21 protein-coding genes are annotated in these 21,336 nt (G+C 34.1%); 14 read left to right on the top strand and 7 right to left on the bottom strand.

Annotation, left to right across the window (positions count from 1 at the left end; all coding sequences use genetic code 11):
- Positions 1-10: 10 nt before the first annotated feature.
- From AA089_RS04195 to AA089_RS04180, 4 genes are all read right to left on the bottom strand, one after another.
- Positions 11-1,183 (bottom strand): hypothetical protein, encoded by a 1,173-nt coding sequence (locus tag AA089_RS04195; RefSeq protein WP_046755667.1) that lies wholly within the window; start codon positions 1,181-1,183, stop codon positions 11-13.
- A complete protein-coding gene (locus tag AA089_RS04190) occupies positions 1,173-2,093 on the bottom strand; it encodes a hypothetical protein (RefSeq protein ID WP_046755666.1) in 921 nt (306 codons plus the stop codon). The genes AA089_RS04195 and AA089_RS04190 overlap by 11 nt, the downstream gene beginning before the upstream one ends.
- Positions 2,094-2,098: 5 nt before the next feature.
- Complete coding sequence (locus AA089_RS04185) at positions 2,099-2,815, bottom strand: hypothetical protein (protein ID WP_046755665.1); 717 nt, start codon at positions 2,813-2,815, stop codon at positions 2,099-2,101.
- A gap of 421 nt (positions 2,816-3,236) precedes the next feature.
- Entirely contained in the window at positions 3,237-3,872 is a 636-nt protein-coding gene (locus AA089_RS04180; RefSeq protein WP_046755664.1) for a peroxiredoxin-like family protein, read from the bottom strand.
- Between the two features lie 204 nt (positions 3,873-4,076).
- Between AA089_RS04180 and AA089_RS04175 the strand changes: the two genes are divergently transcribed.
- Both AA089_RS04175 and AA089_RS04170 read left to right on the top strand, forming a co-directional pair.
- Positions 4,077-6,578: a T9SS type A sorting domain-containing protein gene (locus tag AA089_RS04175; protein WP_046755663.1), complete on the top strand. Its 2,502-nt coding sequence runs from the start codon at positions 4,077-4,079 to the stop codon at positions 6,576-6,578.
- A complete protein-coding gene (locus AA089_RS04170; RefSeq protein ID WP_046755662.1) occupies positions 6,578-6,982 on the top strand; it encodes a hypothetical protein in 405 nt (134 codons plus the stop codon). The genes AA089_RS04175 and AA089_RS04170 overlap by 1 nt, the downstream gene beginning before the upstream one ends.
- Positions 6,983-7,197: 215 nt before the next feature.
- On the opposite strand, the gene AA089_RS04165 is transcribed toward AA089_RS04170, so the two are convergent.
- Positions 7,198-9,174, bottom strand: a complete 1,977-nt coding sequence (locus AA089_RS04165; RefSeq protein ID WP_046755661.1) for an alpha-ketoacid dehydrogenase subunit alpha/beta — start codon at positions 9,172-9,174, stop codon at positions 7,198-7,200.
- A gap of 264 nt (positions 9,175-9,438) precedes the next feature.
- Between AA089_RS04165 and AA089_RS04160 the strand changes: the two genes are divergently transcribed.
- From AA089_RS04160 to AA089_RS04135, 7 genes are all read left to right on the top strand, one after another.
- A complete protein-coding gene (locus AA089_RS04160) occupies positions 9,439-10,389 on the top strand; it encodes an isopenicillin N synthase family dioxygenase (RefSeq protein WP_046755660.1) in 951 nt (316 codons plus the stop codon).
- A 245-nt stretch (positions 10,390-10,634) separates the two neighbouring features.
- Entirely contained in the window at positions 10,635-10,985 is a 351-nt protein-coding gene (locus tag AA089_RS04155) for a translation initiation factor (RefSeq protein WP_046755659.1), read from the top strand.
- A complete protein-coding gene (locus tag AA089_RS04150) occupies positions 10,986-11,915 on the top strand; it encodes a hypothetical protein (RefSeq protein ID WP_046755658.1) in 930 nt (309 codons plus the stop codon).
- Positions 11,908-12,795: a nucleoside phosphorylase gene (locus AA089_RS04145; RefSeq protein ID WP_046755657.1), complete on the top strand. Its 888-nt coding sequence runs from the start codon at positions 11,908-11,910 to the stop codon at positions 12,793-12,795. The genes AA089_RS04150 and AA089_RS04145 overlap by 8 nt, the downstream gene beginning before the upstream one ends.
- Entirely contained in the window at positions 12,792-13,646 is an 855-nt protein-coding gene (locus AA089_RS04140; protein WP_046755656.1) for a substrate-binding domain-containing protein, read from the top strand. The genes AA089_RS04145 and AA089_RS04140 overlap by 4 nt, the downstream gene beginning before the upstream one ends.
- A 342-nt stretch (positions 13,647-13,988) precedes the next feature.
- On the top strand, positions 13,989-14,147 hold the full coding sequence (locus tag AA089_RS24560) for a hypothetical protein (RefSeq protein WP_156168895.1): 159 nt from the start codon (positions 13,989-13,991) through the stop codon (positions 14,145-14,147).
- A gap of 203 nt (positions 14,148-14,350) precedes the next feature.
- Positions 14,351-14,725, top strand: a complete 375-nt coding sequence (locus AA089_RS04135; protein ID WP_046755655.1) for a hypothetical protein — start codon at positions 14,351-14,353, stop codon at positions 14,723-14,725.
- Between the two features lie 20 nt (positions 14,726-14,745).
- Here the strand turns inward: AA089_RS04135 and AA089_RS04130 are convergent, their stop codons facing one another.
- Entirely contained in the window at positions 14,746-15,411 is a 666-nt protein-coding gene (locus tag AA089_RS04130) for a uracil-DNA glycosylase (RefSeq protein ID WP_046755654.1), read from the bottom strand.
- Between the two features lie 95 nt (positions 15,412-15,506).
- Between AA089_RS04130 and AA089_RS04125 the strand changes: the two genes are divergently transcribed.
- The 5 genes from AA089_RS04125 (at position 15,507) to AA089_RS04105 (ending at position 20,780) form a co-directional block, all read left to right on the top strand.
- The gene (locus AA089_RS04125; RefSeq protein ID WP_046755653.1) at positions 15,507-17,678 is read left to right on the top strand and encodes an endonuclease MutS2; all 2,172 of its coding nucleotides are present in this window, start codon (positions 15,507-15,509) and stop codon (positions 17,676-17,678) included.
- A 105-nt stretch (positions 17,679-17,783) separates the two neighbouring features.
- Positions 17,784-18,299 (top strand): M23 family metallopeptidase, encoded by a 516-nt coding sequence (locus AA089_RS04120; RefSeq protein WP_046755652.1) that lies wholly within the window; start codon positions 17,784-17,786, stop codon positions 18,297-18,299.
- A 192-nt stretch (positions 18,300-18,491) separates the two neighbouring features.
- Complete coding sequence (locus tag AA089_RS04115) at positions 18,492-18,932, top strand: thiol-disulfide oxidoreductase DCC family protein (protein WP_241479969.1); 441 nt, start codon at positions 18,492-18,494, stop codon at positions 18,930-18,932.
- 120 nt (positions 18,933-19,052) lie between these two features.
- Positions 19,053-19,916, top strand: a complete 864-nt coding sequence (locus AA089_RS04110) for a GIN domain-containing protein (protein WP_162200407.1) — start codon at positions 19,053-19,055, stop codon at positions 19,914-19,916.
- 84 nt (positions 19,917-20,000) lie between these two features.
- Positions 20,001-20,780, top strand: a complete 780-nt coding sequence (locus AA089_RS04105; RefSeq protein ID WP_046755650.1) for a hypothetical protein — start codon at positions 20,001-20,003, stop codon at positions 20,778-20,780.
- Between the two features lie 57 nt (positions 20,781-20,837).
- Here the strand turns inward: AA089_RS04105 and AA089_RS24555 are convergent, their stop codons facing one another.
- A complete protein-coding gene (locus tag AA089_RS24555) occupies positions 20,838-20,999 on the bottom strand; it encodes a hypothetical protein (RefSeq protein WP_156168894.1) in 162 nt (53 codons plus the stop codon).
- Positions 21,000-21,336 lie beyond the last annotated feature (337 nt).

Below are 21,336 nucleotides of genomic sequence, written 5' to 3'. Positions count from 1 at the left end.
GAAACCTTAATTATTCTCGTACTTCAATCAAAAATAGCTTCGCATTTGGCGTTTTCAAAATAATCTTTTCCAATGGTTTTGGTGCTTCTGGAAGTGGTTCTGAAGAAAAATTAAATGCAAAAGGTTCCATAGAATACGCAAACTCAAGTTCTAGATAATTTCCACCAAGAATGTTTTCTATTGTAAACCAACCAGGATTTACCGTGGAAGGAATTTCTTGGTAATACGATTTTCCATTCGGACCAATGTCTGTCATACGAATTCCCTTGGGTGTTATGGTAAAATTAGCATTTAAAAATCCTGTCATTTTACCAGTTGGATCAAAGGATAACAACAATTGTTCTTGTTCAATAAATTCCTTTTTTTCACGTGTATTTGTGGCTAACAATTCCACTTTTTCAATCCGCCATGTATGTTGTATGATTGTAGGAAATGACAATAAATTATGATTGATGTTGTCTTCTTTCAGTTTTTTTAAAATTTCTTGTAGTTGCAATACTTTGGCAAATTCGTCAGATTCTGTGAGCAATATTCCAGAAAAGTAACCATCAACATACACAGGAGCTCCAGAATGACCTGATGTAATCCGATTGGGCGATATTTTAAAAAAACGCGTATCATCAAAAAAATCAATCGTATGAATTGTATTTTTAAATGCTTCTAGACTAATTGTTGCCGCCGCAGGATATCCTTGAATCACAACTTCTACAGCGTTATTAAGATAAAAAGATGGCACAGTTCCTTTGATTGCTACATCGTAAATTCCAACGATTTTGGCCTTTTTGTCATAAAAACGCTTGGGTAAGGTGTGTTTTACTTTTAAAATTGCCAAATCAATGGAAGCATATTCTTTTATCACTTCGAAATCTTCGGTAATAAAAGCATTTGTTATTTTTGGATTTATCGCAATTAACCGTTTTTTAAAATTGAGCTGAAATTTAGGAGCTGTATCGCTGTCACTATCTTCAATATGTGCACGATCAACCACATGTGCCGCCGTTACAATATACATATGAGAAGCATCAATCCCGACAATGAGTCCGTTTCCGTTGGTACACATGCTTGTACATTGAATTTTCACAATATTTTCCAAGGTTTCATTGTCTGCCAAATTTTGCGCCTGTACTTGCGTTAGCAACAATAAACTTACGGCAAACATCAACAAGCGGTAACTATTTCCCATCATTTGAAAATTTTATAATTGAAATGATAAACGTGAGTATAATTAAAAATGTATTGATCAACGTCAGCAGGAAATTATTATTTGATAGATAAAACAACAATGACGGCGCGATATTTTTTCGATTCAATCCATAATATAATTTGCTTGTAAAGCCTTCTAGTGTAATGAAAATTTTTCCATCTTTTATTTTCAAATTCATCACTTGAAGTTCTGTATCAGGTGTGAGCGCGATTGAAGAATTTTGTGTAATTGGATATTTCTTTGAAATGTCTAACAACGAAATTGTTCCCGATTTTATAGACGAATACGACTTTCCATTGATGTTTTTTTGAAATAAAATGTTGTTTGCAGCAATTACTTCTTCTTCCTCTAACGGCGTTTTTTTGTGCATGCTAACAAACATTTTTAGCATTTTTTCAGAAGGCGTTACTGCAACTATAGGATCAAAAGTGTTGATGACTTCGTTGTTAACTTTTAGTCGCAAACTGTCTGTATTCGATTTAAAAACAATTGGATTTCTGTTATTAGAAATTTGAAATACATACTGTAAAGAATCGTATTTGTTACTTCTAATGTTTATCGTAGCTTCCTTTTCAATAGGAATTGAATTAATTCCAGCATCATAAAAAGTAATTTTATCGGTAATATCTGTCGCAAGGACAAAATTGTCTTCACTTTTTAGATCATCTTCATAATAAAAAAGCGAATCGTATGATTGTACACTGATCTTTTTAATTTTATTATAACTATTTTCAAATGAAAACAAATTATCTATAGGTTCTTGTGACGTAAACGAAACTTCTGTTATTTCCAATTCCAAACGAATCAACGTTTTATAGGGTATAAAAGCCAAAATAAAGATTGGTAGAATAATGATAAAAGCAAGAAGGAATATGTATTTTAATTTCATTCGGTTTAGGGTGTATGATGATGATAAAATCTGAATGTTTTGGTTGATTTCATGCCCGAAATCCATTGAATTTTTACGACAAGTTTATATGTGCCAGCCACTTTGTTTTCCATCGCTAAATTCAATTTAAAGGAAGAAGTCGCGTCAATATCTTCCAGCGCATCTTCACTTACAACTTCATTTGTAGCAATATTAATCACTTTATAAGTAAGTTGGGTAATATTGGCAGGTGTAAAAAAGTGTACATCATAATTATTACCTGTATTTGTAGGCATTTGTGATGTTTTCGTAATAAAAGCAGGCAAATATATTTTGTCTTTTCGTTTGATTAAGACGCCCAAATTTTTCGCTTTAATGTTCTTCTTTACAAGTACATCATTCGTTGGCCAAGGTTCAAAAACATTCCATCCTTCATTCCAAGTTTGATTTTTTACCAACATTTGATAATTTGTATTGTCTTGAATTATCTTAGAAGAATTTATTTTTGCCTTCGCAACGGCATCATGTGCATAAAAATGTATTTTCAACGTATCATTTTCACTATACGATGCAGGTTTTGCACTCGTAAATGAAACAATTCTAAATGAAGCAGAAACATTTTTGGAAAGTGAAGCTTCCCAACGATTGTTATAAAAGTGTTGAGGATCTTTTAAGACTCCATTTTGAGAAAAACCAAATGCTGTACATAATAGCAGCAGTACAAGATTTGAAATATTTTTCATCGTTTATAGGATTTAAATTAACGTTAAATATACAGTAAAACCGTAAAAGTTAAAAAAAGAAAATAGGGAACATAAAAAAAGATCGTTTGCACGATCTTTAGTAACTAACGTAAATTGGATATAAATGATTCAATTCATATTTGTGATTGAGCTTAGAAAATCCTTACTAAACAACAAATTTTCAGTGTTTTATTTTCATTTTCTTTGCTTTCCCAAAGAAAAGAAACAAAAGAAAGGGAACTTTTCCAGAGGTATTTTTAGTTTTTCTTTTTGGGAAAAACTAAAACCGCATGAATTTCCCTAAATTTTTTCCAAGGATTCAAAAATTTTTAACGGAAAATCCCTGCTATACTTCGGAAAAGAAAAGTACCGAACTAATTTTTTTATGTCGAACTCAGATTAACCACTAATTCTTCAAATTTTATAATACTTTCAAAATGTCTTTCGGATCTGCACGAAGCTTATAATCTTCTTCCAAAAAGTGATACGAAATTGTACCATCTTTTTCTACAACATACGTGGCTGCTATTGGTAATTCGTGTTTTGCATTTCCTTGACTTTCTTCAAGATTAATTCCAAACTTTTTATACAATTCTTGCAATTCTGTTGGCAATTTATAGACTAAATTCATGTTTCTGGCAACAATCATGTCAATATCTGAAAGGACTTCAAAGGTTAACTCATTCTTTTCTTTTGTGGTTAAAGAATTATCAGGCAATTCAGGTGCAATAACCACTAACTTCGCTCCTTTTGCTTCAAATTGTGGAACAGCTTCTTGCAATGCACGCAACTGAATATTGCAATATGGACACCAATTTCCACGATAAAAAGCAATGATCACTTTATGTGTTTTCAAAATATCATTCACTTTTACTTCATTTCCCAACGCATTTCCTAAAACAATTTCGGGAAGTGTATCGCCAGTTTTATAAGCGTTTCGAATCATATCTGTAGCTACCAAATCGTCAATAGCTTGTTTCATAATAGTTTGCGCTTCTCCTGGATGTCTTTTTACACTAGCATCGGCAAATGCTTTCAATTCTGCTGTTAAGCTCATATTTTTTCTTTTCTTAGACAGTAAAGTTTTACAAACATTACAAATGCAGCTCATTTTTTATAAACAATCTTTCATTGCTAAATTCATTGTAGAAGTCATAAAAAAATACAAAGTCAATTAATTTAAAGTATAAAAAGTAGGGTGTTTTCAAAATAAGCTGTTTAACTCGAAAGAAATTGCTAAACTAAAAAACTACACAACCACATGAACAAAAAACTATGTTTAACCCTTACTGGAATACTAGCGCTTGGGTTTTCTTCACTTGTACATAGCCAAAATTGGCGTACTTCTGTACTTGATGAAAACAGTAACTATTTTGAAATCGTTGAAGAAGAAAATGCTGTCCTTGCTCCTATTCGAACTAACACTGACAGAAAAAGTAAAAAGAAAATCAAACAATTTGAACGTTGGGCTGCGTTTTGGAAAGATCGTGTATTACCAAATGGAACCTTTATGCCAGCTTCACACACAGCCAATCTTTGGACTAGCGAACTTGCACGACAAGGAAATGCGCCAGAAACTGTTGCTGATGTACCTTGGACACTGTTAGGTCCGGTAACTCCGCCAGTTTCAAATATCGGATTTTATCCAGGAATGGGACGTATTAATGCAGTTGCCTTTACAGGAAATGATACAAATACAATGTACATTGGCGCGCCAGCAGGTGGCGTTTGGAAAACTACTGACGGTGGCGCAAATTGGACACCACAAGGAGATCAATTTCCAAACATGGGCATCTCTGACATTGTGATTGATCCAGTAAATACAAATACAGTATATGCCGCAACTGGCGATGCTGACGGATTTCAGAATAGATCTGTTGGCGTATTAAAAACTACAGATGGCGGTGCCAATTGGGCATTAACAGGATTGTCGTTTACTCTGGGAGAAAATGATATCATTTCAAAATTATTAATTGATCCTAACAATGTAACTACAGTTTTTGCCACAACACGAAATAATATCAAACGTACAACCGACGGTGGAACTACATGGACAGATGTATTCACTGAAGTAGGTGCAATTTTTAATGATATTGGTTACAAAGAAGGAAGCAATACCATTATGTACGCAACATCAAGAAGCGGACGTTTTTACATTTCTACAGATAATGGTGTAAATTGGGCAGAAGCTTCACGACCAGCATTTAGCCGATTAGATTATGCTACAACAGCTGCAAATATAGATTTGATTTTATCAATAGATAATGGCGGAAGAATTAGAAGATCTACAGATCAAGGAAGCAATTGGACACTTATCGGAAATATAGCAGGTTTTAGCTCTCAAGGTGGCTATAATGTTACATTAGCAATTTCGCCAATCAATGAAAACTTAGTTTTAGCTGGTGGCGTTGACGGATGGCGTTCTAGCGATGGTGGCGCAACTTGGGAAAAATATCTTGACGGATATTGGCAAGCAGGAAATCCTTATTTCTATGTACATTCTGATCATCATGATATGAAATTTGTCCCTGGAACCAATACAGCGATTTCCGTAAATGATGGTGGAATTTTTATGGGAAATGCGCAATTTGATAATCCTTGGGCAGATTTATCTTCAGGAATTGCCATTACACAATACTACAACGTATCTGGAACACCACAAAATGCAAACTTATTAATTGCTGGTGCGCAAGACAATGATATTGGGCAATATGACGGAAATGACTGGATTGGAAGAAATCCTGGAAGTGACGGTGTAGAAGGATTATGGGATTATTCAAATAGTGATATTGCTTGGACATGTAGTCAGGCAGGAACAATGTTTAGAACAATTAACGGATTTGCTAGTTCACAATTTGTAAATACGCCTTTTGGAGCACCATTTGTGTGGGAATTAGAGATTCATCCAACTGTGCCTACTACAATTTTTGGTGGTTTTAACGATGTGTACAGATCTACAAATCGTGGAGACAATTGGGTAAATCTTAATTCGGGTGTAGGAACTATAGAGTTCATCTCAATTTCTCCTTCTGATCCTGATGTAATTTATGTTTCAGGAACCAACGGCGTGCGTAGAACCAATAATGGTGGAACTTCTTGGACGCCAATTTCTTTACCACAAGCTGGAAACGTAAAAAGTATAGAAGTACATCCAACCAATCCAGCAGAAATATACATTGCATATTCAGGCTATCAAGCTGGAAAAGTATACAAATCTACCAATAGTGGTTTTTCTTTTACAAATATTACAGGTTCATTGCCAAACATTCCGACACACAAAATCATTTATAAAACAGGAACTACCGATGGAGAATTATTCTTAGCAACAGATTTAGGTGTATACTACAGAACAGATACTGCTGGCGATTGGGAACGTTTAGGACAAGGATTGCCAAACGTAATTGTATACGATGTCGAAATTCACTATGCAACAAATAAACTAAGAGCAGCTACGTACGGACGTGGCGTTTGGGAAGTTGCTGTGGACGAAGCTTCACTTTCTGTTGGAGAAAACGAATTGCCACAAAATTCTGTTACGATCTATCCAAATCCAACAGTAAACAAAAAATTCACCTTGTCTTTGCAAGATATAGCTGGAAATACAAACATTTTGGTATATAACTTAATTGGCTCGGTTGTTAAAGAAATAAACACCACCGCAAACGAAGAAACCATAAATTTAAATGGTTTTGCAAAAGGTTTATACATGGTAAAAGTTACCAATAACGGAAAAAGTATTACAAAGAAAATTGTTGTTAATTAATGAAACGGTTCTTACTATTATGTGTGCTAACGCTCAATATAATGGCGTGTGATGAAGGTATCAAGCTACTATCTTCAACGAAGCAAACCATTGTACAAGGCACACATATGACCAAGCCGTACACTAACTATCTTTTTGAGATAACACTGTTAAACGCTATCGACCTTCGTGTCGATAGTGTTTTAATTTATGACCATCGCAAAGCATACAAAGTGAATCATTACCTATCGAAAAGAAAAAACAATAAAAACTACATACTTACTGCTGCTTTAAATGAAGGTAATTATACAAGTTCAGATGCTGAAACTGACATTGAAGAAGCAATCATTTATTATCAAGTAAATGAAAAAAGCGGTGTACTAAACATTACAACCTTCAAGGAAGAAACAGTGACGCGACGGTAACTTAGTTGCTTGTTTTTACTTATTGTAGAACTACAGAAATTTTGAATCAAAGTGCTTCCTCCTGATGGATCTCGACACAAATGTGCTCCACAAATTCACTCAATTTGACGATACTATTGAACTTTCAAAGACTTTCGAATTGGAGTGTATAGTTTAAACTTTAAATTCTTGAATCCTTGAATCTTTGAATTTTTGAATCGTGCGCAAAAGCGAACCTAATACGCCAAAACTTCTTTTAATGCCTCTTCAAACTCGTTTTTAGCTAAATATTGCTGTTCTAAACCTTGATCAAAAGGAATTGGAGTTTCCATACTTGCCAAACGTTTTACAGGTCCGTCAAGATATTCAAAACAATTTTCCATAATCATGGCCGAAATATCACTAGAAATACTGCCAAATAGCGAATCTTCTTGTAAAATAATGGCTTTTCCTGTTTTCTGTACAGAAGTATAAATAGCTTCCGTATCTAACGGTTGCAACGAACGTAAATCGATCAAATCGGCAGAAATATCAGGATTCTTCTCTAAAGTATCTAATGCCCAATGTACAGCAGCTCCGTAGGTAATTATCGTAATATCATTTCCTTCTTTCAATAAGGAAGCTTTTCCTAATGGCAAGGTGTAATAATCCGTCGGAACATCTTGATACACGCTTCTATACAACGCTTTATGTTCAAAGAATAATACAGGATTCGGGTCATTAATAGCAGTTGCTAACAAACCTTTTGCATCTGCAGGAAAAGCTGGATATACAACTTTTAAACCTGGTGTTTTGGTAAACCAAGCTTCATTGGTTTGTGAATGAAAAGGTCCAGCGCCAACACCTGCGCCACAAGGCATTCGAATTACAACGTCTGCATGTTGATTCCAGCGATAGTGGGATTTTGCTAGTAAATTCACAATCGGATTGAATCCACTTGATACAAAATCCGCAAATTGCATCTCCATCACAGCTTTCATTCCGTTTACAGAAACGCCGTATGCCATGGAAACTATTGCAGATTCACAAATTGGTGTATTCCGCACACGATCTTTCCCAAACTGATCTATAAATTTATCTGTAATTTTAAAAACGCCGCCGTATTCAGCAATATCTTGTCCCATGATAATTAAATCATCATGTTGTTCCATGGATTGTTTCAAACCTTGAGAAACCGCATCTACAAAACGTATGTTTTCAGTTGTTTCATTTTTTTCAACTTCCTGATATGTAGCGTCTTGAAAAACATCACTTAATTCGTTACTTTTAGTGGAAGAAATCTTGTCTTCATCAAAAGCTTTTTGCAAATGTTCATTGATTTCGTTACTAATTTCTTTTTTGAAAACATCATCAATCTGTGACGTTAACAAACCTTCAAAAATTAAATAATTACGAAATGTATCGATCGGATCTTTCTTTGCCCATGCTTCCATTAATTCATCAGGAACATATTTAGTACCGCTTGCTTCTTCATGTCCGCGCATTCTAAAGGTTTTAAACTCCAATAAAATAGGTCTTGGGTTTTCTCTGATACTTTCAGCCAATTCAGAAACGGTCGTGTATACTTCTAAAATATTATTTCCATCAATAATATGCGATTCCATTCCGTAGCCTTTTGCTCTATCCGCCAAATGTTCACAAAAATATTGCTCAGAAGTTGGTGTGGAAAGTCCATAACCGTTATTTTCGATACAAAATAACACAGGCAAACTCCACACAGACGCAACGTTTAGCGCTTCATGAAAATCTCCTTCACTTGTTCCGCCTTCACCTGTAAAAACGGCGCAGGCATGCTTATTAGCTTTCAATTTATTCGCCAAAGCAATTCCGCTAGCAACGCCCATTTGCGGTCCTAAATGCGAAATCATTCCTACAATATTAAACTCTTGCGTTCCAAAATGAAAACTACGATCGCGTCCTTTTGTAAAACCATTGGCTTTTCCTTGCCATTGTGAAAACAAACGATATAATGGAATTTCTCGTGTGGTAAACACACCCAAATTACGGTGCATTGGTAGTATGTATTCGTCTTTGGTCAATGCAGCTGTAACACCAACGGCAATGGCTTCTTGCCCAATTCCGCCAAACCATTTTGAAATTTTCCCCTGACGAAGAAGAATTAACATCTTCTCTTCTATCATTCGCGGTTTGAGCATTTTTTTATATAATGAAACCAATGTACCACTGGTCAAATTCCCTTTTTTATATAACATGAAGTTTTATCTGGTTGCTTCCTTAAAAAAGCTGGTTAAATTGTAATATCAAAAATCATCAAAAAAAACGGTTCATCAAAATACATTTTAAGAATTTTCATAATTGTTAATAACTCTCTTTTTTCAACCGTATATTTTTAGCTACATTTGTATCTATAAGCTATGAAAGGCTATAAAGTTATTAACAATTGGTTTTACTAAAATCACGATTGTTTCCGTTTTTGACAGCTTATATGTTTTACAAATATTAAAAACCTGAATTACATGAAAAATATTCCAAGTGTAAATCTTCACGATTTCTTATCCGATGATCCTGCTAGAAAACAAAAATTTGTAGATGAAATAGGGAAAGCCTATGAAGATATTGGTTTTGTTGCTTTAAAAGGTCATTTTTTAAGTGATGAATTGGTAGACAATTTATATGGGGAAATTAAAAACTTCTTTTCGTTACCTGTAGAAACAAAACATAAATATGAAATTGAAGGCATTGGCGGACAACGTGGATATGTCTCATTTGGAAAAGAAAGCGCCAAAGGACGAAAAGTAGGAGATTTAAAAGAATTTTGGCACTTTGGACAATACGTAGAAGACAATGATGCTTTAAAAGCAGAATATCCTGATAATGTCTTAGTTGAAGAACTTCCTGAGTTCAATAAAGTAGGGGAAGAAACGTACAAAATGCTTGAAAAAACAGGTGTTTACGTATTAAGAGCTTTGGCTATTTACTTAGGATTGGATGAATTTTACTTTGACAAATTTATCAAAAACGGAAACAGTATTTTACGTCCAATACACTATCCACCAATTACTAGCGAACCAAAAAATGCAGTGAGAGCTGCTGCGCATGGAGACATCAACTTAATTACTTTATTAATGGGATCGCATGGAAAAGGATTGCAAGTGCAACGTCATGACGGCGAATGGTTAGATGCCATTGCTGAGCCAGACGAATTAGTGATCAATGTTGGAGATATGTTGTCGCGTCACAGTAACAATAAATTAAAATCAACAATTCATCGTGTGGTAAATCCGCCAAAAGAACTTTGGGGAAGTTCACGTTATTCAATACCATTCTTTATGCATCCTATTAGCGAAATGCCGTTAGATTGTTTAGAAAATTGTATTGATGAAGACAATCCTAAGAAATTTGCAGATATTACCGCAGGACAATTTCTAAACGAACGTTTGATTGAATTGGGTTTAATTAAAAAGTAAAAAGAAAGATCCTGAAATAACACAAAAAGAGGTTTCTGAAAAATTAAATGTACGTCAAGTCAAACTTGATTTGGTTTCTCATAACAATTGAAAATCAGTTCAATGAGCATCTGAAACAGATTCGGAAAGGCATTATTATAATTTTTCAGACAATCTCTTACTTGTTTTAACGCATAAATATAAGCTCCCCTATTTACTAATTATGTATATTTAATATTACAAACGAACTACAAGTATTTGCATACATGGGAAAGAAAAAAATGAATAGTTTAGAAGATTTAGGAGGATTTGTATTTTCTACTAATGATGATTTTGAACTCGAAAATGACACTATTGAAGAAACACTCGCGCCAAAAAAACAACAACTAGAAGCACACTTTAGTAACAAAGGTCGTGGCGGAAAAATTGTAACGGTTGTCAGAGGTTTTGTAGGGTTAGAAGATGACTTAAAAGCATTAGCAAAACTCTTAAAAGTAAAATGTGGCGTTGGTGGAAGCGTAAAAGACAATGAAATCATCATTCAAGGAAACTATCGTGATAAAATCATTCAAATACTGCAAAAAGAAGGATACAATGTAAAACGTGTTGGAGGATAAATGGAGGATAAAATACTACATATAGTAAATGGCGATAGTTTAGTATCACGATTGCACACCTTAGGAATTAACGACGATCAGTTGGTTTGGCGCGAAATGCTATGCGAAGGAAAAACGGTATTTCATTTAGATTCGGAAGAATTTAAAACTGCGCGTGTCTCCTACTTGGAAAAATTTAGTGCAACGGAAAAAACCTATGTAGATTCATTTCTAACGCCTTTACTAGAAACAGCATACAACACGTATACATCTATTGTATTATGGTTTGAATACGATTTGTTTTGTCACATCAACATGATGGCAGCATTAAGTCATCTAAAAAAACAAAAGTTAGACACTCCAATATATTTAGTCTGTAGCGGCTGGATTGAACACGAAGCCAATTTAAAAGGATTGGGAGAATTAACAGACAAACAATTACAACAACATTACGACGACAAAATTTTGCTCACAAATGACGATATCATGTTAGCGAATGAGTTATGGCGTTTGTATTGTGCTGACGATCACACCTATTTTAAAGAATTTGTAACGGATTCGTCTTCGTTTCCATACCTTTCTAATTGTATAAGTGCGCATTTGAAACGTTTTCCAGACATCACAAATGGATTGAGCAGACTGGAAACTAATATTTTAAATATCATTCACAAAGAAAAAGTAAACGACGTTCATCATCTTACTGGATATGCGTTGCAATACCAAGGATTCTATGGTTTTGGCGATTTACAAATAAAAAAAATAATAGACAAATTAGCCATCTTTTTTGAAACACAAAACGAACAACTCGTCTTAAACAGAAAAGGACATTTAGCATTGGAAAGTATCCGAAGTTTTTATGAAGAAGTTTCCGATGGCACTACTTTTGGTGGTTGCAAAAAATATGAATTTTGCTATCATCCTTCACTACAAATATTGACAAAACATGAATAGAATAGGCGAATCAGAGTTAATTTTAAATCCTGATGGAAGTATCTATCACTTAAATATTCTTCCAGAAGATATTGCTACAACGATCATTACAGTAGGCGATCCTGACAGGGTTTCTTCCGTTAGTAAATACTTTGATACGATCGAAGTTCAAAAAGGAAAACGTGAATTTGTCACACACACAGGAACCTACAAAGGAAAACGGATCACGGTAATTTCTACAGGAATTGGCACTGATAATATAGATATTGTATTCAATGAATTGGATGCGCTAGTGAATGTTGATTTCAACACGCGACAAGTAAAAAACACACACCAACAGTTAGATATTATTCGGATTGGAACATCTGGTTCTATTCAAGAAAATATTCCGACGGACAGCTTTTTAATCAGTGAATATGCGGTCGGATTTGACAGTCTACTCCACTTTTACGACAGTGAACATGTACAACATACAGCAATTGCCGAAGCTTTTGTAAAACATGCTGATTGGTTTGTAAAAAAATCAATGCCATATGTGGTAAAGGCTGACAAAGATTTAGTTGATCAAATTGCGTCTGATAAAACCGTTTTAGGATTTACAGCGACAAATGTTGGATTTTACGGGCCGCAAAGTCGTAAAATACGCTTAAATGTGCAAGATGAAGATTTGAATGACAAATTAGCTTCTTTTAATTACGAAGGAAAAAAATTGACCAACTTAGAAATGGAAACCGCTGGTATTTATGGTTTGGCAAGTTTATTAGGACATCGCGCTATTTCGATGAATGCCATCATTGCAAACAGACCTTTAGGACAATTCAGTAACACACCAAAACAAACGGTAGATCAATTAATTCAATATACTTTAGAAAAATTAGTATCACACAAAAGCCTCAAATGAAAAAAATAAATATCGGTGGCGTACCTGAGCACTTTAACCTCGCTTGGTATCTAACACTAAAAGAACGTGCCTACGAAAAAGAAGGAATCAGCTTGCGCTGGAAAGATTATCCAGGTGGAACTGGCGCTATGTGCAAAGCACTTCGAAATGAAAAAATTGATATTGCGGTGATTCTTACCGAAGGAATCATCAAAGATATTATTGATGGAAATCCTTCCAAAATTGTACAAACGTTTGTGCAATCGCCATTAATTTGGGGAATTCACGTTGCAGCCGATTCAAAATATGAAACCATAGACGATTTAGAAGGTACAAATGCTGCCATCAGTCGTTACGGTTCTGGTTCACATTTAATGGCGTATATAAATGCTGAAAATAACAATTGGGACACAGACACGCTTGGATTTGAAGTCATTAACAATTTAGAAGGAGCTATTAATGGTTTAAACAAAGGAAAAGGCGATTACTTCATGTGGGAACATTTCACGACAAAACCATTAGTAGATCAAGGAATTTTCAGAAGAATTGACGATTGTCCAACACCGTGGCCGTGTTTTGTCATTGCAGTTCGAAATGAATTATTGCAAGAAGATGAAGCAACTGTGAAAGCAATATTACGTATTATAAATACTATGACACGTGATTTTAAACAAATTCCAAACATCGACGAACAGATTGCCGTGCGCTACGAACAACAACTAGATGATGTGCAAAAATGGTTGTCGTTAACCGAATGGAGTCAAGAAATCATTGATGAAGAAACCATTGCCAATGTACAAGACAAACTACTCAGTCTAGATATAATTCCTGAAAAATGGGACTATAATGATCTGACACACAAAATACTATAAGTAAAAAAGCGAGCTGAAAAGTTCGCTTTTTTTATGCGATATATCGTAAAAACCAAATTAGCTACAAAAAATACACACGTACATTTACCTGTTTTCTTAGGGGCTTTTTCCCCTTTTTAAAAGAGGGAAAGTGTCGACGAATGGTTATTTTCCCTCTGCGAATAGTCAAAAAAGAGCGTTTTTGTGTAATTTATCGAGAATTTAAACAGCTAAACGATTAAATGTTTCGATTAACGGTCGACACTATACATTTGTTATCAGAAAGTAATAAGGGCAAAATATTGCTTTCAGGCTTAAAACAAACCAATTTATCAGATTATTAACATTACAACTACTATCATTATGAAAAAATCATTATTACTTATCGCAGCAGCAGGATTATTATTAGCATCATGTGGATCTAACTGTATGGGTAAAGGTGTTAATTTCGCAGACGCAGACGATGCAAAAGAAAATTACATCATGACCGCTGAAGACACTTCTTGTGTAGAAGTTTACTAAGAAAAACTATCCAATTATATATACTTTCAGGTTGCAACAGTTATTGTTGCAACCTTTTTTAGTGCTATAAATTTACCTTAAAAAGCTAATAATAAACATATTAGACCGAAATAAAAAACGAATTCACTCGCCATAAGTTGTGTAAAAGATTATAAAAAGCTATCTTAGTTTATTCAATAGCCAAACTAACTACTTTATAAACAATGAAAAAGCTACTCATCGTATTATTAGTTCTTCTTACTTCTTGTTCTACAAGTCTTGAAACAGATATTTCAAGTGATAGAGATTTCAGTAAATTACTTGGGAAAAGAATTACTGTAGAAGGAACTGCAGCCAATACAAAATTTGGTGCACTTGTAATTACCAATGACAACGCTTCTATATGGATTGACAAATTAGAAAGTTGGCCAGCTCAGTACAATGCTGAAGGCGATAATGGAAAAACCGTAATTGTCACAGGTGTCATTATTGAAAAGTTTGATTTGCCAGTTGTAGTAAACAAAAATGGACAATCGTCAAAAACATCTAGTCGCAAATATGTACTAACAGAAGCTATTTGGGGATTACTTCCTGACTAAAAAATCAAAAAGTACTGAAATTACCAGCGAATACCTTCAATACGTTTACTTACCAAATAATCGTTACAACGGCTAAAATGCTTGTTATCAAACCAAAAACCTCTATTGGCACTCAATGGAGACGGATGACCAGAAGTCAACACATAATGTTTACTCGTATCGACCTTTGCTCCTTTTTTCTTTGCATAACCGCCCCAAAGTAAAAACACTACGTTTTCTTTTTTATCAGAAATTGTTTTAATCACTGCATCTGTAAACGTTTCCCAACCTTTTCGTTGATGACTTCCCGCTTCATGTGCCCGAACCGTTAAAGTTGCGTTTAATAACAAAACACCTTGTTTTGCCCAGCGTTCTAAATTTCCACTTATTGGCGGATTAATGGCAATATCACGTTTAATCTCTTTAAAAATATTTTGTAACGATGGCGGATGTGGAACACCATCATTTACAGAAAAACACAAACCATTAGCTTGTCCAACACCATGATACGGATCTTGACCAATAATAACCACTTTTAACCGATGAAACGGACAATGATCAAATGCAGCAAAAATATCTTTTCCTTTAGGGAAACACGTATGATTACTGTATTCAGATTTTACAAAATTGATTAACTCTTTAAAATATGGCTTTTCAAACTCATCTTGTAAGTGAAATTTCCAGCTTTCTTCAATTTTTATGTTCATAGAATTCTATTTCAAAATCAATAGATAAATAAGTACCTTTGCAATCGGCTAAAAATCCGCGCTATTGCAGAGATTTAAATTAGCTCAAATTTACAATGATTAAAATACATTCCAAAACATTAGACGACTTAGAATTTGAAACGGTTTTACAACAAGTTTCAGAACATGCTGTTACGACTTACGGAAAGCAAAAAATTAACAATACAGAACCTTTTAAGGATAAGGAAATATTGCGTACGCATTTGGCATATGTCAATGAATATTTAGCGTCTTTTGAAAACGAAAACGTGATTCCTAATCATGGTTTTGAAGGTATTTCACTAGAAATTAAACTCTTAGCTATTGAGAATAGTTTTTTAGAAATCATAGGTTTTCGAAAAATTTCAGCAATTTCAAGTGCTACGAATCTACTAATTAAGTTTTTCAAGAAATTTAAAGAATACTATCCAACGTTGCAATCGCGTTCGGAGCAAATTGAATTTACAAAAGTACTCATTACTGAAATTGACAATGTAATCAATCGTTTTGGAGAAGTAAAAGATACTGCTTCGCCAGAATTGGCACGAATTCGACGTGGAATTTTAAGCATTCGGGGGAAAATAAATCAAAGTTTCTCTTCCGCGTTAAGCAGATACAATCAAGCAGATTACTTAGATGAAATTCGTGAAACGGTTGTGGACAATCGTAGAGTTTTAGCGGTAAAAGCCATGCATCGTCGTAAAGTGAAAGGTGCAATTATGGGCAATTCTAAAACAGGAAGTATTGTATATATCGAACCCGAAATTACACTGCGATACTCACGAGAATTGTCAAACTTAGAATACGAAGAAAAAGAAGAAGTGACGCGTATTTTAAAAGAACTGACAGATTTTGTACGTCCATTTGCTCCACTTTTGGAAGAATACCAACATTTTTTGAGTGATTTAGATGTGAGTTACGCAAAAGCAAAATATGCGGATTCTATGAATGCCATTTTGCCTGAAATCTCAGAAAATCGCGAACTATTCCTAAAAGATGCATATCATCCACTACTCTATTTAACCAACAAAGAACGAAACGAAAAAACCTATCCGCAAACTATTGAACTCAGTCAGGACAACAGAATCATTGTTATTTCTGGACCAAATGCTGGTGGAAAAAGTATCACGTTGAAAACCATTGGCTTATTGCAATTAATGTTGCAAAGCGGAATGTTAGTTCCTGTTCACGAACGCAGTAAAATGTGTTTATTTGAACGTATTCTAACAGATATTGGTGACGGACAATCAATTGAAAATCATTTAAGTACGTATAGTTACCGTCTAAAACAGATGAATTATTTCTTAAAGAAATGTAACAATCAAACACTATTTTTAATAGATGAATTTGGTACCGGAAGTGATCCAGAATTAGGTGGCGCGTTGGCAGAAACATTCTTAGAAGTATTTTACGAACGTGAAGCATTTGGAATCATTACCACACACTATTCAAATCTAAAATTATTAGCGAACGAATTGCCGCATGCGACGAATGCGAATATGATGTTTGATCGTAAAACATTACAACCTATTTACCAATTGGCATTAGGACAAGCAGGAAGTTCATTTACGTTTGAAGTAGCGCAGAAAAATGGAATTCCGTACAGTTTAATCAACAAAGCCAAAAAGAAAATTGAACGCGGGAAAGTTCGTTTTGATGCTACAATTGCAAAATTACAGAAAGAACGAAGTGCAATGGAGAAAACTTCCAAAGCGCTACGTGAGGAAGAAATAAAAGCGCGTGAAGAAAACGATCGTTTGGAAACGTTGAATACCAAAATGAAATCGAAGTTGGAAAGCTACCAACAATTGTACGATCATGACAAGCGTATGATTCATTTAGGGAATAAAATTAACGAAATTGCAGATCGTTATTTTGACAACCAAAAGAAGCGTCCGTTAATTTCTGAGTTTTTACGTATTGTAGAAACGGAAAATTCCAAACGGAAAAAGCAATCTGTAAAAGAAAAGAAAGTACAGAAAGAAAAACAGAAAGAAGCGAAAAAAGAAGTCATTCAGAAAGTGGCTGTCATTCGTGAAGAAAAGAAAGTTGAAAAGAAAAAAGCAGCCAAAAAAGAAGCGCAAAAGCCTAAACCGATCTTAAAAGTTGGCGATCGCGTTCGCATGCATGATGGAAAAGCTGTAGGAACCATTGATAGCTTGGAAAAAGGCAAAGCAACAGTGAATTACGGATTGTTTACCACTAGTATTTCTGTAGATCAGTTGGAATTGGTACAAGCGAAAAAATAGGTGTGTTTGGTGTTGGGTTGTTCTTTTGTTAAGTTGTTCATTTGTTGAGTTGTTGATTGCAGGAAGAACATACTTTTTCATTTCATATTTCGTTCTCACTAATGTATGAAAAGAAAAATTGGGTATACAATTCTAATAATTATCACAATAGGATATCTAATTCCTGAGAATTTCAGCATGCCAGTTCAAGGAGGAACTTCAAAAGATTACAATCAACAATCATTTTGGTATTATCCTTGGGGAAAATCAGTAACCCATAAAGGTGTCGATATTTTTGCTAAGAAAGGAACACAACTCAATACTTCTACAGCAGGAATTGTGTTATATACTGGAACGATCGAAATTGGCGGAAACGTAGTAGTTGTTTTAGGTCCAAAATGGAAATTACACTATTATGCACATTTGGATACCATTACAACTTCTTCCCTATCGTATGTAAGCAGAGATGAAAAAATTGGTACAGTTGGTAATTCTGGAAATGCAAAAGGTAAATCGCCACACGTACATTATGCAATTGCAACCATTATTCCGTATCCTTGGAAAATTGATAGCGACAGACAAGGTTGGAAAAAGATGTTTTACTTGAATCCTATTGAACAATTAAAAGCGTCAGGATATTAGTTAATCATTTAAGTTTTAGCATTGAGTTTCGCTAATTTACCAATATCAAAAGATATACAAACCAAACACCCAAACTCCCAAAACCCAAAATCCAATTCCAAAGACCAAAGACCCAAAACCCAAATCCAACATATTGTTCATTTAAAAAATTCCTCATTTACAATTTAAAATTTCACAAAGTCGTATCTTTGTATGATTACTGAAAAAGAAGTTAAAATGATTGATTCCTTACCAAAAGATAAAAAAATTGTACTATTTGATGGCGTTTGCAATCTTTGCAACGGTTTTGTGGATAAAATTATTTCAAAAGACAAAAAGGATGTTTTTCGTTTTGCATCGTTACAATCAGAAATCGGCATCGCAATACAAGAACACTTACAACTTGATGCTTCAAAATTAGATTCCGTCATTTTATACGAACCTGGCGTTGCTTATTATCACAAATCGACTGCAGCTTTAAAAATTATGAAAGAATTTGGTGGCGTTTGGAGTTTGATGCAAATTTTCGTAATACTGCCAAAATTTCTTCGTGATGGCGTTTATAACATCATTGCAAAATACCGTTACAAATGGTTTGGCGAAAAAAATACCTGTCGAATGCCAACTCCTGAAGAAAGAGCTCGATTTTTATAAGTACTTCACACTTTTCATCCAAAAAAAGCAACACTTGGTACACTTTTGGTTAAAAAGTTAGCAACGATTTGCGCTAAGCAAAATCGAAATACTATTTTTACAGCATCAAATATGGATACCATGAAAAAACAACTCATCACAACAATACTCCTATTTTCAATAGGTTTTTCATTCGCACAGAAAAAAGAAAAAATCAAAGGAAATCGTGAAGTAACAACCGTCATTTATGAATTAGATGCGTTTACTACGCTTGAAATTAAAGAAGACTTAGAAATTATTCTCATTAACGGAACAACATCGCAAGTCGAAATCAATGCAGATGAAAATTTACATGAAGTATTCACTGTTGAAGTTGTAAATGAAACGCTTCGTATTGCAACAACGAAAGAAATTAGAAGCAGTAAAAAACTTGAAATATTTGTTACTATTAGTGAAGATCTAAAACGTATTCATGTTGAAAATGATGCTGAATTGAAGTCGTTAACAACCTTAACAATCAATAATGCTGAAATCAATGCTATGGGAAATGCTGAATTAAAACTGAAATTGAAATCAGATTCATTAGCGATTAATAGTTACGGAAAAACTAAAGGACGTTACGAAATTGATACCAACGAATTGATTTTAACTGCTTTTGAAGATGCAAGCGTAAAAGCAAAAGTAAACGCTACAAAAGTTACTTCACAAGTAGAATTTGCAGATGTTAACGTAGAAGGTCAAACCGATAGTTTGTTTTTAGAAGCAAAAGAAAAAGGCGAATTTATTGCTCCATTATTCAAATCAAAAGAAATTAGCGTCACTACTACCGAACAAGCCAAAGTAAGCATTAACGCAACAGAAAAGATTCAAATTGACGCACATGATAATTCAGAGATTGATTTACTAGGAAACCCAACTTCAATTATACTATACAAGTTTGAAGAAGAAGCTATTTTACGTAAAATTGATGAAAATAAAAAAGGTTTCTTAAAGCATATTTTTTAAATCAATAAACGTATAGTTTTTGTATTTTTGAATTCCTATTTTCCATGGGAATGACACATAATTACAAAATCAATACATAACTACATGGGGACATTTTTTATCATTTTTATTATTTTCGGAATTATAGTGGTCGGCGGATTTGTGGTATTGATCGCTTTCATCATTAAAAAATCTACAGAACCGAAATCTGAAGCCTATATAGCGAAAGAAAAAAAGAAACTCTTCAATAATGTCATCAAAAAAAGAAAAACACTCAGCACGCATACGTCTCCATTATATGCTGAAATCACTGATGCAATGTCGTTTAATTATGTAAAATCGGTTACGTATGCGAAGCTTTCTGGAGTTATTTTGAATGAAAAACGCAAACCAATTGTTGCATTTGAGCGCATAGAACGCGGTTTTGACACCAAAGGTCATATGTATGCCATGAGTAAAAAACGTGAGTTTTACTATGAATTCACAGGATTAGAAGCTACATTTTATTGTGATGGGAAGCTTTTAGGACGATTTGACAAAGAAGGCATTATTTATGATCATAATAATCAACGTATTGGAAAAGCAAAACATCCTATAAAAGCTTCTTTTGAGATTGAAATTTTCAAAAAAGTAAAACATCGTTTAGGCGAAGGTCTCTTTCCTTTGGTAATAAATGATAGAGAATTAGCAACCATAAATGTTGTACCAAATTATGATGATATCGACTACGGACATTCAGTAGATATACTATTTGATGAATTAGAATTTGGAACGCCAATTATTACACTTTCAAAAAATATAGAACCAACGGTAGACGAAGAAAAATGGTTGTCAGCATTTGCAATATTTGAAACAGCTTTTCACGGACATTGGCTAATTCCGTAAAAACGCCAACTCAACTTATGAATTGACGTCTTTATTGTTTCCCTAAAACTTAAATTTTTAATAATGATTTGGGCAACAAAAACCTGCGCCACTACATGCCCAATTTGGCGGACAATCAGAATCTCTGTTGCAATAAATTTGTATTCCTCCATTAATTTTCGCTTGTGCTTCTTTCGTTAATGTTTGTGCATTTTCTACGTTTACGATTTTTTTTAACATACTATTTGTTTTTTGATGATTCCTACTCTATTGAAGCTTTTCGGATAACGCCTTTAAGAGTTATGAATTTAAAGCTAAAAATCATTAAAATTGTCAATCCCTATAAGCATTGACGGATTAGTTGTTTAAATTTATAAAAATGAAGTATGAATGCATGTGAGCATGAAGAAAGCTCAAAATAACGCTAAAAATAGGTTAGAATGACATTGTAATTTCAAAGCCTTTTTTGAAACAAATTTGCGTTACAAATCCTCTCAAAGTGACATTTCGAGTAGTTTAAATAACCAAGTAAAGTGACCCAAAAGCGTCTGCACTGAGCCTGCCGAAGTGAAGCGAC

The organism is Kordia jejudonensis (genome assembly GCF_001005315.1).
Classification (GTDB): domain Bacteria; phylum Bacteroidota; class Bacteroidia; order Flavobacteriales; family Flavobacteriaceae; genus Kordia; species Kordia jejudonensis.
The sequence above is the reverse complement of the archived record's forward strand: the minus strand, read 5'-3'. Positions and strand labels throughout refer to the sequence as shown.

Bases quoted from the DNA above. Each gene is read 5' to 3' on its own strand.
- AA089_RS24555 (WP_156168894.1), bottom strand. From the start codon at position 20,999: ATGTTAAAAAAAATCGTAAACGTAGAAAATGCACAAACATTAACGAAA.
- AA089_RS04190 (WP_046755666.1), bottom strand. From the start codon at position 2,093: ATGAAATTAAAATACATATTCCTTCTTGCTTTTATCATTATTCTACCA.
- AA089_RS04165 (WP_046755661.1), bottom strand. From the start codon at position 9,174: ATGTTATATAAAAAAGGGAATTTGACCAGTGGTACATTGGTTTCATTA.
- AA089_RS04130 (WP_046755654.1), bottom strand. From the start codon at position 15,411: ATGAACATAAAAATTGAAGAAAGCTGGAAATTTCACTTACAAGATGAG.
- AA089_RS04155 (WP_046755659.1), top strand. From the start codon at position 10,635: ATGGGAAAGAAAAAAATGAATAGTTTAGAAGATTTAGGAGGATTTGTA.
- AA089_RS04110 (WP_162200407.1), top strand. From the start codon at position 19,053: ATGAAAAAACAACTCATCACAACAATACTCCTATTTTCAATAGGTTTT.
- AA089_RS04180 (WP_046755664.1), bottom strand. From the start codon at position 3,872: ATGAGCTTAACAGCAGAATTGAAAGCATTTGCCGATGCTAGTGTAAAA.
- AA089_RS04185 (WP_046755665.1), bottom strand. From the start codon at position 2,815: ATGAAAAATATTTCAAATCTTGTACTGCTGCTATTATGTACAGCATTT.
- AA089_RS04170 (WP_046755662.1), top strand. From the start codon at position 6,578: ATGAAACGGTTCTTACTATTATGTGTGCTAACGCTCAATATAATGGCG.
- AA089_RS04115 (WP_241479969.1), top strand. From the start codon at position 18,492: ATGATTACTGAAAAAGAAGTTAAAATGATTGATTCCTTACCAAAAGAT.
- AA089_RS04150 (WP_046755658.1), top strand. From the start codon at position 10,986: ATGGAGGATAAAATACTACATATAGTAAATGGCGATAGTTTAGTATCA.
- AA089_RS24560 (WP_156168895.1), top strand. From the start codon at position 13,989: ATGAAAAAATCATTATTACTTATCGCAGCAGCAGGATTATTATTAGCA.
- AA089_RS04135 (WP_046755655.1), top strand. From the start codon at position 14,351: ATGAAAAAGCTACTCATCGTATTATTAGTTCTTCTTACTTCTTGTTCT.
- AA089_RS04175 (WP_046755663.1), top strand. From the start codon at position 4,077: ATGAACAAAAAACTATGTTTAACCCTTACTGGAATACTAGCGCTTGGG.
- AA089_RS04125 (WP_046755653.1), top strand. From the start codon at position 15,507: ATGATTAAAATACATTCCAAAACATTAGACGACTTAGAATTTGAAACG.
- AA089_RS04195 (WP_046755667.1), bottom strand. From the start codon at position 1,183: ATGGGAAATAGTTACCGCTTGTTGATGTTTGCCGTAAGTTTATTGTTG.
- AA089_RS04160 (WP_046755660.1), top strand. From the start codon at position 9,439: ATGAAAAATATTCCAAGTGTAAATCTTCACGATTTCTTATCCGATGAT.
- AA089_RS04120 (WP_046755652.1), top strand. From the start codon at position 17,784: ATGAAAAGAAAAATTGGGTATACAATTCTAATAATTATCACAATAGGA.
- AA089_RS04140 (WP_046755656.1), top strand. From the start codon at position 12,792: ATGAAAAAAATAAATATCGGTGGCGTACCTGAGCACTTTAACCTCGCT.
- AA089_RS04145 (WP_046755657.1), top strand. From the start codon at position 11,908: ATGAATAGAATAGGCGAATCAGAGTTAATTTTAAATCCTGATGGAAGT.
- AA089_RS04105 (WP_046755650.1), top strand. From the start codon at position 20,001: ATGGGGACATTTTTTATCATTTTTATTATTTTCGGAATTATAGTGGTC.